Here is a 19,091-nt window from a genome sequence, read left to right on the forward strand (position 1 = left end):
TGCGATCACCTCTATACGCAAAAATTACAAAGGGTTGATTTTTACCTACCACGACTTGTTGGTAAGTCCTATATCAATTATTTTCTATATACAATCGCACATTTCTGTTTAATACATTAAGACCAAAGAGGATGCTAAAAATACCTTACATGGCATCCTCTTTGGTATACCTAGGAAATCTCCCAAAACGCCTTATCCCTAATACAAATGGGCTGTTTGCCTATACCTTTGACCAAGCTATAGTGCTTCGCCAATCCATGAATCTTACTCTGAATATTCTCCTCTTCGGCCTTAGACTGTGCATTAAAAATCATCTTAATATCCCGTGCAGACATCTCTGCCACGTTATGGACAATCCAGGTCAGAATATAATTGGAATACTCATTGTCAGCAGTTGAGAAGTGATCCATGAACTGGGTAGACAAGATTGTACCAACCCCGAATTCACGCCCCTCCTTCAAAATCTTCTTGATTGACTTAAAGTCTTTGGATAAAAAGTTATCCGCTTCATCAACCAGAATCATGCGTGTAATCTCTCGAAGATTCCCATCAACAGTACTATGGCCAGAAATCTGCATCTGACTGTAGAAAACATCAAGCGTAATCGCGACCACAAGATTTTGCACGCTCTCTGGGAAGCCTGATAAGTTAATGACTGTTACTCCTTCGATCATATCGAATAGTGGCACCGTGCTGTCAGCATTAGGTTCGAACACCTCATAATCACTAAGTGTCTCCAGTGCAGCTAACAAGCTGTCAACCTTTGTATCTTCCTTTTCCAGATACAATTCATAGACATCACGGAATGTAGGTGCTGGCAGTTCCCATGTACTTGGGATGGTCTTATCAATTCCTCTAGCCGCATAGGCATCCATAATAATCTGTTTCAATGTTCGTCGTTGAACCTGTCCGAGATTGAATGCCGTTGAGATCGTGTCTACCAAAGTGTCGCAAGTATGCATCGGTAGCATCGGACGGATTGGTTGAGTCACATAAAGAGCCAGAGGATTAAATGGTAAGTGATACAGTGAGTGGAACACCTTTGCCTTAGTGGCGGCCACAAAATCATCTTTAATGTAGTCGCCTTTGTAGTCAAAGATCAGAATTCCAATAGGTGTCGAATTCACATTGTCCACACTGTTCCGTTTCAACTGGGTGATTAGAGACTTGGTAAACTGCGTCTTTCCGGTCCCCATTGTACCAATGATTCCCGTATTGGTGTGCATTACTTTATCAGTGGAAGTAGGATACCACAGTACCTCTTGACCAGACCGCTCCTCATTACCAAAAAGAATCTGCATCGGTTTACGTATCCGTGTTTCTACTGATGATTCTGGTTCATGGTCTTGATGTTCTCCAGACTCCTGGAGTTTCTGATTCTTATCCTCTTCACCTACTGGCACCGACAGCTCATCGAACTCATATTCATGCAGCAAACCGTCCCTAGCATTTTTGACACCCTTTCCTTGAGACAAAGCATACGCAATTTCTAGCGTCTCTTCTATTTCAGGTCGATAGTTGTTAGCTAGCAACATCGATGCCGGGATATCTCCCTTGTCGCTTTGGATATGGACCTTATATTGCTCAATATCCTTCAATAGCAATGCATACCCGTTACCTTCAGGCTGCTCAATGACAAGTGTGTCCTCTTCCATCTTTACGTTGATAAAATGCACATCTCGTTGAAAGCTAATAAAAGCACCACGCCCGATATGTTGTTCTAGTCGATTCTCGATATGATAGTCATCATTTAATAGACGTTCACGAATATCTGAGTCAGTTACACTGGCCCAATTTTGCTCTGGCCAGATACCATACATCTGCATCTTCTCAGCGCTAACAATGGCTAACTGCATAAAGAAATTGCGGTACATTTTTGAACGGAATTGGTTCTCGTCCTGCAAGAATTTCCGCAATAACTCGCTGGACTGTTTAACTTGCTTCAAAGCTTTTTCTTTCATACTGGCATTATTATTTCCGATCTTCACTTCAATTGGATAAAAATGAACCTGAAGACGTTCACCTAACTGCTCGACACCTATGAATAATAAATCGTCACTGTACGAACCTGAATGCCCCAGGTTTTTTGCAGAGAACAATCCCTCTGATTGCTTCAATCCTGTTCCCCCGGAGATGCGTAGCACTTCCTCCATCGAGATAGGAAGCCAGACAATGTTAGGATGGGATAGCATAGCCAAGGATAATTTGACCGCTGACAAGATGCTAATTTTCTCTTTAGAAAAATGATTTTTTTGCGCCAATAGACGTAGCAACCAGTTACCGTTTAATGCGTTAAACATGTTGATCACATGCAGAGTCGTATCCGCTTGTACTTCGGTCCCGTTGGATTGTAAGAAATCCTCTATTAATTGCTGATATTGTTTGGAACGTCTTGTGACTGTTACAGCGTCAAAATTGCTCGGAGAAGAGTGGTCGCTATAATGGATAACTAGCAAATCTTTCTTATCAGAATCATTTTTGAAGAAGCTAAGATCAACACGCGGCTCTACAAACGTAACCCAATGAGCCGAGTCGTATACACGGTCCAGCTTCTGTTTATGTTCAACCGATATGGCCGTAACAAGACAGGAATCATCCTGATAGTTAGACAATGTCCGGGCCACTGTCAAAAAAGCGTTTAGCTTAGGTACAAGTGCCAGTAATGAAGAGTCTTTTTTCGGATAGAACTTACGTCCGAAGCCTGTCTTATAATCACCGTTAATAAATACAGACGGTACACCGGACACTAAACCGAAGAGAGAAAGACCAGTCTCAATCTCAGACATATTGCTTGTCGCAGTCTGTTCAATTTTACTCATCTGATAAAACGCTATGTGAGCATATTCGTACTTGGTTTCATTCACATCTCGCGTGTAAAAGTGAACTTTCTCTCTGAACAAATTGAGTAACTCTTCTGGACGGTATCCATCAACTTTAAGATTCAATCCAAATTGCTCCGAAATTTCATCCACGTGATCAAATTGGGACATCTCCTCGAAGACATTGCCTGTCCCTTTCTCTGCATAGATGAACAATTCGATTTTGAGAATATCGTTCTTCGATATTTTCTGTGATATGTTCTTTTTGTAGAATTCAAAAATCCCATGTAGAACCTCTCGACAGTCTCCCATATTAATTAGATTTATTTTAATGGGAGCAGCCTCATTAAGATTAAATAAGAATCCAAAGTGTTCAATAAACTCTTCCATCTTCTCTTTTACCAGCTTGCTTACAAATGAGCGCGAACCCCCGTAACGTGGCAACAGATGATCCACATAAACTCCCCACTCAGGTGAATCACTTTTCTCGACAGGTCTGTACACCTTCTCATCCACCTTGACATACGGCAGCAGGTTAGTCGAACGGAGAATCTTAAGCAATTCATCCCCAACACTTTCTTCTCCTAATACGTCCTTGATCTGCAGTTGATAAGCAAGATTCAGAGGATGCAGTGGGGTGAACAACCATTCTCTGTCGCCAAATACCCGTTCAATTGTCCCGACATAGGCAAGGTTACGCTGTTGCTGCGTTAGGGATTGCCCCGGTTCAAGCTTCATCAACTCGTCCAGATAAGCATGAACAAAGCGGGAAGCTAATCCTTCATACTCTGCATCCATATAGGCTAAGCTGGGCAAAAGTTGATGTACATCGAAATATTTGACTAATGCCTTGTATGCTTCTTCTACAGTTTCAGGAATATTCAGTTCAACAACTTCGAGATCTGCTGAATCCTCTCTGAAGTAAAGCCCCCCTTGTTTGATTATCTTCAACTCACGATCCAGATTGGCCCGGAATTCATTTTGGGCATATGTCTCTTTCGTGCCCTGGAGAATTTTCATCTTATCGTTTTCCAAACGATACTTAAAATGTTGCTGCTTCTCTCTCTTTAGCTTCCATACATGAAGCCCATTAATTGGTGCCGGTCGTTCTGTTGCTTCGTAAAGAGCCAAAGGAATTTCTGTATATGGTAGCAACACTCTGAAGTTAATGAACTCTTGATCATCATCTTGATCCACCAATCTTTTTTGGATGACAAGTTGCTGATCCTCCATTACCTCAAAAATATCTCGCTCTTCATCACCAATGATTTCAACAACCTCTACCGCTTCCTCTAAATCTGAAGGATTCAGAATCCATTCGGTCTCTTCCGATGAGTACTGGATATGTTGATCAATAATACGATACGTTGTCTGGAAGGGAGCCAACCAGCCTTCTGGACACTCAACTGAGGCTATATGGAACACATACTTAGCAGGAGTTTTAACAGTTACCTTAAAAAAATTTGTGTACCCGATTTCATGTTCGAGATGAAGTCGAATTCGTTTTCCTGATGATTCTGCTTTCCCACGTCCAGTCAGTTCGGGTACGTGTTTACTCATATAATCTGTAAAAGGTAGGTCTAAAGTTAGCTCCTCCAAACGCTCAGTATTAAAAATAATAATATGGCGCACACGCTGCTTGGCCTTACTTTCTCCATCAGGACGTTCCCAGTATGGGAGTTTTTCATCGGTAAATTTCTTATTTGGCTCCTGATATTCAGTTTGTTCTTCAATAAGTTTATTTTTATGGGACTTCTCCACCTTACTGTACGGTTGCTCTTGCCACTGCTCTCCTCCCAATAATTTAATGCCATCATCATCAAATAGCTTATCAAGTTCTTCCAAAGTTCCGTACTTATGGAAGGTTTCAACTTTCTCATAAAGCTCATAGTTATCGCGAAGACGTTCCCTAAGTTGTTTAGGTGGCAGTTTCATCTCTTCTAATTCGGGGTCGTTAAAGAGACCGAAATGATTACAATCTTGTAAATCAAGACTACCTTTTTCTAACACCTGTAGCAAACTTGTATAGTCAAAAAGTGTTATTTTTTCCTGATAGGTCTGCTCCGCCTTCTTAACATCCATTACAAAATTAATTATTTTTTTCTCCATTTCCTTTAAAGGCGAGTGGTTCATCAGTTCCTTTAGATCTCGTTCAATTGATTGGAGATGGAACGGCATCCCCTCTTTTGCAAAGGAAATCATCCCATGGACAAGGCTGTCTAGATTAGAGTTATGCACCAAGAGAATGGCTGTGTTCGCAAAAGACTCCTCTTCTGTTCCTACTTTGTTCCTTAGATTGGTAAGAAAATCTGGGGTCGTGTTTTCCAAAGTGGAAGCAACAATCACTTGAAGTCCTTGAATATCCAGGCATAACGTCTCGAAATGACCTCCTGCTGGCGTTCTATAGGAAAAGATTATCGCTTCTGATAACTCTTGTAGTTGTTCAATCAAACCTTTTACTTGTTCTTCACGATCAAACTGAATATGATATTTATCTCCAGGATGAAGAGTAGCCGTATTGAAATACTCCTGTACCTTTTTGGCCAAAAATTTATAAAAATGATTTGACATATAGCGCATCCCCACTATCGCTTTTTTTCACCAAGATATTTATCCCTTCAAAATACTCAATCAGAGCCTGTTCTGAATCTCTATCAAAAATAATCCCCCGGCGTTTGAATTCTTCAAACAAAGTAACCAGTCGGATTCTTGGTTCATCTTTCATAATTAATTTAGTAAGGAATAACAAATAGTCGGCATTCAGATTCAGCGCTTTGCCCAGACGACCTCGGTTTTTGAGAAATACCCCTCCGCAAAACTGCGTAAACCAGCGATAATAATTCTGATCTTCACTTTTACGTCTGGTTTTTTTAAATTGATAGCGAATTATTTTGTGGATTTCGCTGATTTTATCTAACAATTTATCCTGATGGTTGGCATGAGAAAGTACAACCTCTTCCCATCTAACATCGGTTACGGTTTCCTTATAGTCATTTAGGACCCGATTCAACTGGCCATACAGCTCTTCCCTTTCATCGGGATACAAATCGTCAATTTGTTTCTTAATATCCTGATAACTCAGCAGAGAAATAGACGTGGAGTCAGTCAAACTCAACATTTTGAGTGTATTAACATGTGAAAACAGATCTGAAACAACCTTCTCAATGTGATTCCAGCCTCTTTCATATCCTACACGAGACTGGGAAAGATTTTCCCAATCCAATGTAAAGTACACAGGTACAATTGATTGTTCTAACTGAAACATTTCAAAACAGTGGAGGGCAAACTGTGTAACGTAAAAGAAGTAATAGTAGGTCAAAAGCCGCCCGATAGACTCGACAAATAACTGGGGATTTTTACTTAACCAATTGAAGTCATAAGCAAAGAGATCGGAAACTTCAGGAACTACACATTGATATTTAATATCTTCTTTTTTGCCATCTTGTAATTGTGGTAAGCTGTCAAACACTAAACGGGTCAACACATCCTTCGGCTCATGGTTTCTGGAACCATGCATGGAGACCAGACTAGCGTTCAAAACCTGATATAAAAATAGGGCAAGCTTTTTATTTTCAGATTCAATAGTCTCCATATACGATAATACTTTGGGATGAAATAGATGAAGTCGTTCCTCAGAGAAAAACAACGTCTTCAGTAACTTTTTAAAGTCACTCAGCGTTGCTCCTTCTTCCAGATCCACTCTCCCTAGAATCTGCTCAAAGAACGAATCGATATCTATTCTTCCTGCTGAAGCTTTACATTCAACTAAACGGCTAAACTCACCCATTACCTCTATAAAATCTGGCTGGTAGTTGACCCCCTTTTTCTTAGTTGTGTATGGTAAAAAATCGATACCAATCTTTGGATTATGCTTCACCGATTTTCCGCTCTTGATGGAAAAAGCTTCGTGGATTTTTTTTATATTTAAGCGATAAGTCATTTTTTACATCTCCATTTTAAAAGAGTATCGGTCGAAGCTTTCATCATACTGCAAAACGTATTTTACTTTCTTAGCACCTTGCCTTTCTTCAAACAAAAGCTCCTTATGCTGTTCACCAAATCGGTTTAATTTGTTTATAAACTCAACGAATTTAATGAATTGCAGCTTATCGTTTTTATTAGGTCGATATCCTTCTCTGATTTTGGATAATAAACTGTAAAGGGAATAATCGAGTTCTATCCCTGGATATTGTTCTGTATCAAGTACAGCTTTTTCAGGCTTAAAGTACAATGTCATGCTCTGTAGGAATTTATCAAGCACGGATTCAGTGATTTCTTTATCTTTCTGAATGAACGGCTTAATTTGCAACTCCTGAAACGTCTGATATTGTGTCTGCGCTTTACCAATTCGTAAATTGGTATAACTATTATTGACATGCCCGTCCCATTTGTATGTTGCATCACGAACTTCACCGTATAATTCTCTGAGGTTAGTCACCTTTTTCGCGTTCCAGAAAAAAAGATACTTCATAAATTGATCGTATCGAATATCAACATAGCATCCATGCTCTTGTTTTGGGACTAACAAGTACAAAATAGTGAACAGTTGAACAAGTTTCTGTTTGAAAGGCTTGCCATCCCGCTCATCATTGATTTCATATGGCGATTGGCTTATTTTCCTCCCTAAATAGGCAAGCTGGTCAAGATCAATGTGTTCTTGGAAAATAGAATAAATATTTTCTTTTGTACGGAATTCAACGTAGCGTTCGTCCAATTCTTCCGAGCGAATCCTTGTCGGCGATTGGCGGTGGACCGCCTGCATGATAGGTGATATCTCTGGTTTGCTAAACAACAACATCGGTAATAATTGATCAACATACTCTTCAAACGAAAGTTTTTCGATCTCATCTCGTATCTGTAAATCACCCATAGATTCGAAGCGAGGTGATACAAGTAAATCGTGGTAAAAGTTCAACAGTCCGCGTGTAGAAATAATCAATTTTTCTTTGACGATAGTCTGAATCAAAACGCTTGTCACTTTATCTTGAACTGCTTCCAAGCTTAACAGTTCATAGTTATGCTTGACCGGACATTGTTCTGCTGCTGGACAATTAGACAAACAATTGGTTCTATAAACTTCATGAAAAGGATTATCAGGTTTATCTTCAGTAATTTTCTGCATTAACTTTTTCATGTAATCCGACTTCGGACCATCTTCCGTTAATTGAAACATATGATAGTCGCTAAAGTTGATAAACTGAAACGGACTATCTGGGTCAAAGCTGTTGTCAACAATTACTGATTCGAGAATTTTCTTTTCTTCTACATATTTTTTTAGTCGAGAGAACGCTTTACCTTCCTCCGAGTCGATGAAATTGTTTAACGTCCCTAAGTTAATAGCTAAAAGTGCCTTTTTTACCTCATTGCTGCTAAGCATCTCATCAGAAAATTCCTTAAATCGCTCAGCCAGAGTTTGAATAGAGGTTTTCTGCGGTTCAAAACTTTCTGTAGCATCGTTGTGTAAGTAAAAAGCTTGAATTATATCAGGATATTTATCTTTAAAATAGGAAAGGATGTGCGATTTCCCATCCCCAACTCCCCCACATACAAGGATGAGCTGAGACGAGGGTGATTGAAAAGCTTGTTCAATCAACTCTTTCAATTCCTTCTCTACAGTTCGTTCTACGTGCATATATCTCTTAAAGGGACTGAACGATTGGATATTTTCGACAGCTTCCCGAGAAGATTGCTTACATTTTTTTAATATCGTAACTAAACAGGTAGGTGCTTTTTCTTCTAGCATGACGATCCTCTCCCGTTCTGCCTACAGGTCAGAAATTTTTATTCAGTAAGGCTATAATTAAGTTCTTTTTATTCCTTAATTTAGTCTAACCCTGTCTTATGTAAAGTGTCAACGAATCCCATTTAAACAACAGAAAAGTATCAAAAAGAGTCTAAAAAGAGCCTGACAATTTTTTGTCAGACTCTTTATTTCGACATGCTATTGAAAAGACCGAACCACATCTACAATAGGGGCAATCCGTACCTCGCTACCCGGCCCCCACGAAAGTCGAATTGCACTTTCAGCGTCCCCTCCCATTGCCATAATCACATGAGAAGGTTCGTAACTTGATGAAGTACAAGCTGAACCACTAGAGATAGCCATTTGGTTTTTAACAGCTACCATTAATGCTTCGGAATCAACGCCAATAAAGGAGATATTTAATGTTTGAGGGAGGCAATATTTTTGGTCACCGTTAATAGCATACTGTACACTCGTCAGTTGCGCCATAATACTTTCCTTTATGTCTCCGGCAGCTTTCATCCACCCTTGATAGTTCTGCTGGGCCAATTCAACAGCCTTGCCAAAGCCAACAATAAGTGCAACCGGTAGCGTTCCAGGACGAACCCCGCGTTCTTGTCCTCCTCCGTACATCAAAGGTTCCAACTTGATACGGCGATTACGTCGTTGTCGGATAACCAATGCCCCTATTCCCTGCGGCCCATATAGCTTGTGAGCTGTAACACTGAGTAAATCGTAAGGAAGTTCTTTTAGTTCATCAACCAATTTTCCAAATGTCTGAGCAGCATCCACATGAAAAAAGGTCTCGGTCTGCATCAGAGCCTGTCCAATTTCCTGAACCGGTTGGATGATACCTGTTTCATTATTAGCGTGCATCACCGTCACAAGCAGTGTATCAGGTCGCACTCGCTCAAGAACATCTTGTGCTTTTACCCGACCAGAAGAGTCTGGCGATATATACTCGATTTCAAACCCTCGTTGGCTCAGATGTTCCAACACTTCAAGTACCGCACTATGTTCGATTGAAGTGCTTACGATATGCATCTTCCCGTTTTCCTTACCCCACTTTGCCAGACCTTGTATCGCAAGATTGTTGCTCTCGGTTGCACCACTGGTGAAAACAACTTCGGTTGGAGTGATATCGAGGATCTGGGCAACTGTCTTTCTCGCTTGGTCAACAAGCTGCTTTGCTTGATGTCCGTAGGTATGAGTCCGACTAGAGGCATTGCCATAGTTTTCACGATATACCTTAAACATTTCATCAAGCACTTCAGGATGAACAGGGGTAGTAGCATTGTAGTCCAAGTAAATGGTCATACCTTGTTCTCATCTCCCTGGGCTTGTAGGCGTTCATTTTCAGTCAACGCCAATTTTAATAGATCCAATGGACTCTTTATATAGTTACTGGCTGACATGTATGCAATTCCCCGATGCAAATGTAAGCGGAATTGTTTGGCCAGTGTAGCTGGATCGGTGCCAAGTCCGTCCTGCACACATCGCTGGATTACTAATGCCTCGTACAACTCCTGATACTCACCGCCAAATACTTGCCATGTCATCTCTACATTACTGTCAGCAGCAATCTCGTCATCAACAGGTGGAATCGGTTCTTGCAGCGATAAACACAGAGCCCATCGACAGAGAATATTCCATTGTTGAATACCAGTTCTCCCTTTGATTCGGATCAATTGATCTTTGGCCTTTTCCGATAATCGAATTTGTTTGACAATCATTTTGCCACTCCTACTGTATCGAAGTACCCTTCGAGGATTTCGGTACGTCTCTGTTGGTCATCATATTTCAAGAGATATTCTTGTCCAATATGATTACGTAGGGACTCCAGATACTCCCCAACAATCTCTGTGTCGGTGGACAATACAATGACTTGATGGCTTGCATGAGGAAGATATTTTTTTACAAAATTCATACGGTGTAATGAGTCTAATCGTCCCATCGGAGTATCAATGATTACCGGTAATTTACGCCCGGATACACGTCCAAGCCCCCATAGGATTGCGACTGCCAACATCTGACGCTCACCACTTGACAACTTTGCTTTGGAAATCTCTTTACCATTAGCTGTCCATAAGGAGAACCTGAATGTTTGCGGATCAACCTGAATATTACTGACCAACGTGGTTTTATGCGTCAGAACATCGAATGCCTCAGTTACACTATCCGCCAGCAGATGAATCTTTCGTTTGGTAAGCTCTTCGCGGAATGCTTTAAAGGTCTCTTGTGCTTTACCTGCGTACTGTACAATCCGTTCTGCTTCTTGTACACCGCCACGTTCTGCTGCGGTTCTGGTCATCTTATTCTCAAGCAACTGAATTTTGCGCTTAGAAGTCGCGTACTCTTTTTCTAAACGGGACCTTTCTTGTTCAAACTCCACAAGTTCCATCCGTGTATGAGCCAATTTTTCAAGTAGCTGAGTCGTATTTTCTTGATCGACCTCTACTAATAAGTGTCTTTCTAACTGTTCCAGCTCGAATTCAACTGACTCGTATTGATTTAATACGTCTAATGCATTTTGCTTTAAGTGAACTCCCAAACTCCCCAGAAAATCTTGAAGTTGACCAATACCCAAATAGGACATGGGGAGAGTAGGTTGTAGGCTCGCCAATTCATCAATTGAATTACGGCGTTCCTCCATCGTCTGTTCGATTCGTCTTAAAACATCAGCTGCAAGCTGCATACCTTCCAGTTGCTTAAGAAGACTTTCATTCTGCTCTTTTAATATGGGGAGAGCCATCTTTGCTTGAGTCAACTTTTGGTCTTCATGAACAAGCCTTTGAACCTGCTGTAACTGTTGCTGTACAAGTACTAACGGTAACGGACCTGCAAACAATGCTAACAACTCTGCCTTGACATCGCTTAAGCGCCCTCGAACTTCATCGCGCTTTGCAAGTAATTTGTCACGACTTTCTAGCAGGTTTCCGCCAGATTTAAAGTATTCTGTTTCTAATTCGGTCTGTTTTCTGTTTGCTTGGATTATACGGTTATTCAGACCTGCTATTTTCTGTTTGAGTCGGTCAGCTTCCAACTGAACTTCTTCAAGTTCGGATTGTAAGTTTTCAAGTAAGACAGCACTCTCGTCATTTTTAAACTTCTTTTGGTTTTTGCGAATCACTAGCGTAAGATCTTTGATAGTACGGTCAACAATTTCTAAACCAAGTAATGATTGAATGGCGGTTTGTAAAGAATCGATGGTCTGATCTGATTCGGCCAATTCACTAATACGTTCACCATCAAAGAAGAACAATTCAGCGATAGCAGATGGTATCAATTCTTCGACATAAGACTCCCAGTTTTCGGATACATGTGAATCAACCGCACCGTTAACCCATACTTTCAATTTATCAACCGTTCGAACATTGGCCCTTTTCCACGAACGAACAATGCGTAGTGAAGTCATCTGATCCCCAGATAAAAGTTCAAGGTCTAACTCAATCCAACTCTGAGTTGCTTCTTCATCCAAACCTTGATGCATTAGACTTTCTAGGTAATCAGAATAAGATATTCTACGTTCCCGAACAATGGGGGAACGATTTCCGTACAAAACTAGCAAAATTGCCTCAAGCAGACTTGTTTTTCCTCGCCCATTAAAGCCCCCAACCAATGTTATCGGCTTGCCGAACAGGGACTCGCTTGAAGAAGGATGAATTTTTTGTTCACCCGAGTAAATACCAAAATTATATAGGGTAATAGAATGTATGATCATAGTTAAATTGTTCCGTCCTCCTCATCAAGATTATCCTCTTCATTGAGTTGGTCGGCTTGAGTCAGATGATCTACTGAGCGTAGCTTGTTTTGCATGACTTTGTATGCTGCGGCATCTTCTTTGCTTTCGTAGAATCCCCGCTTTATATGTCGCTCCAATTCATCTACAATCCCCTTACGCACCAGTCCCAAGCTATTAGAACGCTGCTCTACGTTTAATAAAGATGAGAGCATCTCCATGTATACGTAATTGTCACCGGAAAGACTCTCTAGTATTTTCCACTCTTCCTCTCTAAAACGAGAAAGGGTAAAACGTTCGTCTGGGAACGGTTTATTCATTACTTCCTCATAAATAGCAGGAAGTGAATCGTCAAACTCATTTTTAACCTGAACCCATATCTTGCGGATCATGCGAAGTTCCTCTAAAGTAATCAGTTCCAACTCTTCAATATCAGATGGAGCAGCATCTTGAATCTCCTTTTGCACTTCCAACAAACGTTTGAGGAGGTATTCACGACGCTCTTTTTTATAAGGACCATGAATAGGTGTATTATCACTAGGGTACAGCTTGATGCCACCATCCATTCGTCTATAATCACGGTACTGATGATCATCGATGCGACCTGTTTCCTCATCAAGACGACCAATCTCATTTCTGAATTCCAATAGCGGCATCATCCATACCTTTTCTTCATCGTTCTGGATCATAGCCTGCATGGACTTATCTTCAGACACTAATGTACAAACCCAACATCCAAAACGGCTGTTCCCGCAACTTGGTGTGGTCGTATCCACAACAAGAGGACACTCGTTGTCTGCAGTAGCTTCCCGGTACATAGCCATCAGCTCTTTGTTACTACAACCCCAAGGATTTTTGTATTGCATGAGATACATCCATACGTCATCACTTGTCCAGTCCTCTATAGGGGTGAACACCCACGAGTTAGGCAAACTACCATTAGGGCTCAGCCATTGGCGAACCCGCATTTGTTCATATTTATTCATGTTAGCAGCACGACTCACACTCTCGGCCTTTCTTGTGCCAAGTACCATGATCGCTTCACCATTTTGTCTAACCAGATTGGTAATGAACCGATTGGATGGATCGATCTTTAGACGACTTGTACACCAGCGAAATCCATTTCGCGGTGCGGGATAACCTTTCCCAATCAGATTCACCCAAAATGCATTCTCAATCAGAGGAGTAAGTCGGTGGGCTTCTATCGGTAGGCCCTGTTCCACAGCAGCATTGTTCATAAGACGTAAAGAGCGATTCACCCAAGCCGCTACAACTGGCTGTTCTACTAAGGTATCCGTACTTATTACATATATTTTTTTATGTTGTCTTTGCTCAGGTGAGAGTTCCTTAATAGCATTCCATACAAGTTGCAAGACGGTGCTTGAGTCCTTACCACCGCTATATCCCACAACCCATGGAATTTTATCTGATAGGTATAATTCCTGAATACGTTCGTTAAGTTGCTGAATGACTTCCTTACCAACCATTGTTGTTGATGTCACAGGTTACCCCTCCTGGTCTTCGCAGATTGAAATGCTTCTTCCGCTGCTTGTTCTTCGTCCGTCAAGGAAAGGTTAAGAGCCTGTTTAACTGCGTTTGTCATTAAAAGCAGGTTGTTTCGAGAAAATGAAATTTTTCCGCCAACAGTAGCGCGGCCCTCCCATAATAATCGGTTAGAGCGGCGCCAATCAATCTCTTTTAATTTGCGTAGCTGGTCTTTCCAATCCGTTTTGTCTCTCAGTAACACACTCCCAGCTCGTCCAATAGCGACTAGTGTAATAGAGTGTGCATTCATGTACTCTTTACGCAAGTCGGCGGCAGACTGTCTCTCCATTTTAACATCTAACCAGCCAGGAACGTAATCAGATACTTGTTTCCAAAATTCCAATGCATCCATGGTTTGCTCATCCTGTGTTTGTTCAGAACAGTAGGCCAAAAGCTCCTCAGTTGCATTATAAATTCCGCTTAGTGTAAATAAGTTTTTCGATCGATTTGAAATAGACGACTTGTCCATTTCAGTAAGTCCATCAAAGACATCAACCTCTTGTACCAATCTCCTAACCAATTTAGCTAAAGGGTCTCGGTGATCATAGAGGATATTTAATGACTGGGTCGGTCGAATTGCATAACGATTTAGGTCTGCAAACATTTGTTGGGAACGTCGCAAACCTTCATCTATAAATAGAACAATTGATAACGTCTCTTCTTTTAAAGTAGGATTAGTTTTTATAGCCTGCTCTATGGCCGCCCGCCGATGCTGTCCATCATTTACCAAAAATTTTGCAGTCATCGGTATTTGAATTGTTCCAATGTTATGGTGAGATGGAGCCTCAGATATCGGTGAAAACTCTACCAGACAATCAACCGAAGCTGTAATAGAAGAAAGAACATAATCATTTGGGTTTTCGGAAATGTACTTTGCGATTAAAGGAATTCGGCTCTTATTAATGATGCGCTGTGCTCTTAACGCTGGGTCAAGTTCATCATCTTCAAATAAAAAAAGCTTAGGTACTAATCGCAATGGACACATCGTAATATAGTATTCTCGTCCAGCTTGTATTCCTCGGACGGCTGGAAATGTGTGATGCACGTCTATCCCTCCGATTTTGGAAGTCTGTAAAACTCCCATGGAAGTATCGTATTACTTTTGATTAAAGGCGTCAATAAAATGACTAAGGTTTTCTTTTGTTCGTACAGTTATGAGATTGTACTGATGGGACATTAGGGTTAGGACTCCTGCCTATGCCAGATGATCACCTGCTTTCTGAGAGCAATAAAGTATCTTTTGATGCTTGAGCAGTGACTATTATAAACGCTGTTGCTAATATTTCTATAATGATGAATAGCAGCGAAATTAAGGTGACACCTCAACTAACACAATATTGGTTTAAAATATCTAGTTGTATGTTTTTCAAAGATAAGTATATTTAATGCTTACATTAAAATTAAAAAGTAACGAAAAGAAAGGAAAGTGAACACTCACTTTCCTTTAGGTATAAAATCCCCAAAATATGTTTGATAAAAAATAATCGTTATGCAAATGAAATTTTAGTTCTTTGCTCCAGTTTATGTTTCCTTATCCATTCTTGAACGTTAGGGGTAATATCCGCTAGAGAAGCTTGTTTATCCAATACCTTCTTAATAAACATTTTGATTTCTGGATCATCTCCTGCTTGGTCGGCCATTTCACGTCCTTTTTTTAGATTAGAAGCAAAGAGTGAAACATCGTTTTTTTGAGAGGGTAGTGCCTGTATTCTGCTACTGATGGCAAGCTTAATCTGGGAAGCCTCATCGGGATTTGACATGAAACGCCCAAATGTATCCAGAGATGTGGCGACCTGTTTTGCTTCTTCTGATACCGTCTGAGTCCAACTACTATTAAAATATCCTCTGAGATCATCAGCATTTCTAGATAAATTACGTACAACCTCATTATCCAAGAAGCCGTCCTGGGCCTGTTCCAATACACTCCGCATTGTAGAAATTAGGTCATTTCGCAATGTTAGTTCTAAAACAATTGGCATTTGTATCTGTCGTTTGGCCTCTATTGCAACTTCGAGAATTGAGTCCATCTTATTGGCGATATCAAGGATTTTCTTAATATTAGATTCAAATTGCGCTAGATCACGCACCCGTTCTTGAGAAGTTTTATTCTTTTCAAGCCTATCGGTAGCATCTTGTAATACATTAATTAACATGGTTAACTCCCCCTAAAGCATTAATACGGTCAATTAAAGAAACAAGACCTACCTCCACTAGCTTGACATTTTCGCTACCTGTACTTGTATCATGACGCAATGAAGCCAACGCGCTGTCAGCCTTTTGAGCTTCTTTAAACGCAAGATCTTCAATAGTTAGAATGATATCTAAGGCATCCTGCAATAACTGACATGGATCTGTAGAAAAAAATGCTAGCTCTTGAGAAAACTTCATTCCCTCTATAACCTCATAAGATCGTTTGCATGTATTTGCCAATTCTTCGGCGATTTCTTCTAACTTTTCAGAGCGAGTACGAAGATTAGACTGAAAGTTGATGTGATACTCAGTGTTTAACATGTACAAGAAATTTACCATTTCACGAGACGCTTCGACCCATGTATCCCGCTCCAATGATTCACCTAACTTAGCCTTAAGCTTCTTTAACAACTCTGTAGCTTTTCGCTTTTCGTCTTGAAGCACTTCTTTTACACGAGGTAGGAGAGACTGTAGAAGTCGAGCAGCACTTGTACTCAATTCCCCGCGTTCGATAGACTGGTCTGGCAAGAGTGTTGAAACATCCCAATAGAGATTTTTTAGCGTACAGAAAGCCTGTTCGACTTGATCGCGATGGATTAAGACTTTAGAGTTACGATCTTCTATTACGCTACCCATCTGAGTATTGGGTAACCGAGTCAAGGTTTTTTGATTTTCTTCGAATTGGCTCTTCCTTGCATCATGTTGGATATATTTCAACAATCTAGACCATGCATCGTCTGTATCAGAGCGAGAGGATACGTTCTCACTTTGACTAAAAATCTTTCTAAGTAGAATGTCATCACTTTCTGTCTGAGCCAAGCCTCCTGTTAGGCCGAGTCGAAGATACTCCAACGACATTGACCACTGGAGTGTATGCATCGGAGTTACTCCTGGCTCTCCTTTAAATCTAGAAATGATATCAGCCTTGTTAGCTTCTAACCATGCTATTAACCTATATTGCATAAAAGGTGCATCCTTGAAGTCCCAACTACTTCCATAATAATTCCATTCAGTTAAGGCTATCAGCATCCAATAGCTGTCTCTATCACGTTTGATGAAGATTAGATTCTCTTTGGCTTCTTGACGTTCCAGTTGATCCTCAATATATATATTCTGCAGTGCTAGCTTTCTGCTAGCCAAATACGCTGGAATCCCTTCAAGTTGCCAGTTGATTGCATCAGCTAAAAACAAACGTACTCTTTTACGGAAATCCTCATGAAATGCGAGCCGTTCTTTTTTCTCATACCAATTAGCAAGTGCTTCTAATTCACTTCGATAATTTTTTTCAGCTACGCTCATCGTTTTACTGGTAGCAGCTTGAGTAGAGATTGCTGGAGTAACGTCTATTAGTTCAGCGGCGCTGACATTTTGGATACTAGTTTGTCGTACTCCACTAAGTCCATTCATTCCAAAAAAGCGTAGAAATGGAACTGAAAGATTACCAATTGTATGATTCGGCTCCTCTCCTTCTTCATGCAGGTGACCGTCACCCCAAAGACAAAGGATCGCCCGTAGCACTTGTTTCTTTTCTTGCGGCAGATCAACAGACTCGAAGCGAGCATTATGTTGAAACTCCGTAAATTGCAATGGATTTTCACCGATTGCGCTAACTTTTGTGTCTGGGAACATACCCTGTCCCAACTGGTACTGAACCCAAGCATTTAATTGCACTTTGATTACATCACGCAAAAAGAAACGTGGCGTTTTTTCTGGTAACCGGTTAAAGAGGTTCAAAAGTGAACGGCGGTTGAATGGAAACAGTGAAAATTCTCTATCAGCAATCCGCTCGCTCTCCCATTCAAAATCGGGTTCCCACGTTCGGTAGGGCAATAATTCTTGCTCTGCTCCTCGTTCATTCCATTCTTTAGCTTCCTGTTTTGTCATGTAAGTTGCATTAATGTAACGAGCGGCCATCTCCCCTAATGTATCCGCATCACCAAATATATTGCCATCAACATTAATTTGATGTGTGACACGATTTTGGAAATTGTCTCTAAAATAAGTGTCATAGTAGGCATTAGTGAGACCGATTACAGAGGTGACACGACACAGGTCTTGATATTCTCCCTCATGGGGTACGGATAGTACTTTAATAAGCTCCGCGTCCAAACCAGTAAAGGTTGTCATATCTTCAATAAGAACAGTTAAAGCCTTACCTTCACGCTTAAGATCTAGACGAAGTTGTCGGATCATTTCACCAACATCCCCTTGAGCCATGTTAGCACATTGCTGAATGACTGCATGAGAGAACCGATTTAAGTATGTTGCAAGTTTCTCTGCTTCATTTTCTTTGAGCACACGCGCAATTATTAGTTTGGCATCTTGGCTACCATTCCGTTGAATCGTGTTCATTATTTTACGCATTCCCATGAAATCTTCTGCTCTAAACGCTGCTTCTACCTGCTGTTTCACCCCATGGGGCTTGGCTAGCAACTCGTAAAAACGTGAAATAGGACCATCATCTTCCATAAGGATTTTTTTTACATCATCATCACGCAAAAAACTTGCTAGCCTTCTACGCTCAGCACTACGATAATCTATATCTTCCTTATCGGTTTCCACTCTGGTAAGAAAAGCATAGAACAGTGTAGATTTGAGTTCCTCTTCGTTTTGAATATCGCTGCTCTGGACGAATTGGCGCAAACGTTCAAGTTGGATAGGATCGGTTACGACGCCTTGTTCAAGTAGTTGGCGTATAGTTCCGCGCAACGTGTTATCAATACGACGAATAAAGACGACCTTTTCATTATTAATGGTGTCAATATTGTTGTCGCTGTACATACGGGCCCTAATCCAACGAATCAAATGCGATTTACCCGATCCATTTGGTCCATTAACAATAATCATACGATGTTCATTATTTGGATTAAAAACAAGCTGGCTATATACTTCCTCTTCGCTCATTTGAACAGCTAACGAATCTTTTCGTCCAGAGAATTGTACAGGAAGACGACTAAATGGCATGTGTGTGGCCATAAAATCCGATTCATCGTCAGCCATAACGTCAACTTGAATGATTTCGTTGATCCTTTTTTGTACATTCTGCCAGTTCATA

General features: G+C 40.7%; 10 protein-coding genes. All 10 read right to left on the bottom strand.

Translation table 11 applies throughout. The annotated features are described in order from the left end of the window. Positions 1 to 170: 170 nt before the first annotated feature. The 10 genes from dptH to FGI41_RS10685 all read right to left on the bottom strand — a co-directional run bounded on the left by dptH (position 171) and on the right by FGI41_RS10685 (position 19,090). Entirely contained in the window at positions 171 to 5,390 is a 5,220-nt protein-coding gene (gene dptH / locus FGI41_RS24915; RefSeq protein ID WP_218015226.1) for a DNA phosphorothioation-dependent restriction protein DptH, read from the bottom strand. Then, complete coding sequence (gene dptG / locus FGI41_RS10645) at positions 5,371 to 6,759, bottom strand: DNA phosphorothioation-dependent restriction protein DptG (protein ID WP_139490099.1); 1,389 nt, start codon at positions 6,757 to 6,759, stop codon at positions 5,371 to 5,373. Before dptG ends, dptH begins: the two co-directional genes overlap by 20 nt. Before the next feature lie 3 nt (positions 6,760 to 6,762). Next, complete coding sequence (dptF, locus tag FGI41_RS10650; RefSeq protein ID WP_139490100.1) at positions 6,763 to 8,562, bottom strand: DNA phosphorothioation-dependent restriction protein DptF; 1,800 nt, start codon at positions 8,560 to 8,562, stop codon at positions 6,763 to 6,765. A 198-nt stretch (positions 8,563 to 8,760) separates the two neighbouring features. After that, on the bottom strand, positions 8,761 to 9,879 hold the full coding sequence (gene dndA, locus FGI41_RS10655) for a cysteine desulfurase DndA (RefSeq protein WP_139490101.1): 1,119 nt from the start codon (positions 9,877 to 9,879) through the stop codon (positions 8,761 to 8,763). Next, positions 9,876 to 10,295, bottom strand: a complete 420-nt coding sequence (gene dndE / locus FGI41_RS10660; protein WP_139490102.1) for a DNA sulfur modification protein DndE — start codon at positions 10,293 to 10,295, stop codon at positions 9,876 to 9,878. Before dndE ends, dndA begins: the two co-directional genes overlap by 4 nt. Beyond that, positions 10,292 to 12,283, bottom strand: coding sequence for a DNA sulfur modification protein DndD (dndD, locus tag FGI41_RS10665; protein WP_139490103.1), 1,992 nt, complete (start codon positions 12,281 to 12,283; stop codon positions 10,292 to 10,294). Before dndD ends, dndE begins: the two co-directional genes overlap by 4 nt. A 2-nt stretch (positions 12,284 to 12,285) precedes the next feature. Next, positions 12,286 to 13,803 carry a DNA phosphorothioation system sulfurtransferase DndC gene (gene dndC / locus FGI41_RS10670; protein WP_218015227.1) on the bottom strand — a complete coding sequence of 506 codons (1,518 nt, stop codon included), beginning with the start codon at positions 13,801 to 13,803 and terminating at the stop codon, positions 12,286 to 12,288. Continuing rightward, on the bottom strand, positions 13,800 to 14,891 hold the full coding sequence (gene dndB / locus FGI41_RS10675) for a DNA sulfur modification protein DndB (protein ID WP_218015228.1): 1,092 nt from the start codon (positions 14,889 to 14,891) through the stop codon (positions 13,800 to 13,802). The genes dndC and dndB overlap by 4 nt, the downstream gene beginning before the upstream one ends. A 442-nt stretch (positions 14,892 to 15,333) precedes the next feature. Then, entirely contained in the window at positions 15,334 to 15,999 is a 666-nt protein-coding gene (locus FGI41_RS10680; RefSeq protein WP_139490105.1) for a hypothetical protein, read from the bottom strand. Continuing rightward, positions 15,989 to 19,090, bottom strand: a complete 3,102-nt coding sequence (locus FGI41_RS10685; protein ID WP_139490106.1) for a hypothetical protein — start codon at positions 19,088 to 19,090, stop codon at positions 15,989 to 15,991. The genes FGI41_RS10680 and FGI41_RS10685 overlap by 11 nt, the downstream gene beginning before the upstream one ends. Position 19,091: the final 1 nt, after the last annotated feature.

It is taken from the genome of Brevibacillus dissolubilis, from assembly GCF_006170445.1.
Taxonomy (GTDB): Bacteria; Bacillota; Bacilli; order Brevibacillales; family Brevibacillaceae; genus Brevibacillus_B; species Brevibacillus_B dissolubilis.

Coding starts and splice junctions, on each gene's coding strand:
- dptH (WP_218015226.1), bottom strand. CDS start 5,390: ATGTCAAATCATTTTTATAAATTTTTGGCCAAAAAGGTACAGGAGTAT.
- dptG (WP_139490099.1), bottom strand. CDS start 6,759: ATGACTTATCGCTTAAATATAAAAAAAATCCACGAAGCTTTTTCCATC.
- dptF (WP_139490100.1), bottom strand. CDS start 8,562: ATGCTAGAAGAAAAAGCACCTACCTGTTTAGTTACGATATTAAAAAAA.
- dndA (WP_139490101.1), bottom strand. CDS start 9,879: ATGACCATTTACTTGGACTACAATGCTACTACCCCTGTTCATCCTGAA.
- dndE (WP_139490102.1), bottom strand. CDS start 10,295: ATGATTGTCAAACAAATTCGATTATCGGAAAAGGCCAAAGATCAATTG.
- dndD (WP_139490103.1), bottom strand. CDS start 12,283: ATGATCATACATTCTATTACCCTATATAATTTTGGTATTTACTCGGGT.
- FGI41_RS10680 (WP_139490105.1), bottom strand. CDS start 15,999: ATGTTAATTAATGTATTACAAGATGCTACCGATAGGCTTGAAAAGAAT.
- FGI41_RS10685 (WP_139490106.1), bottom strand. CDS start 19,090: ATGAACTGGCAGAATGTACAAAAAAGGATCAACGAAATCATTCAAGTT.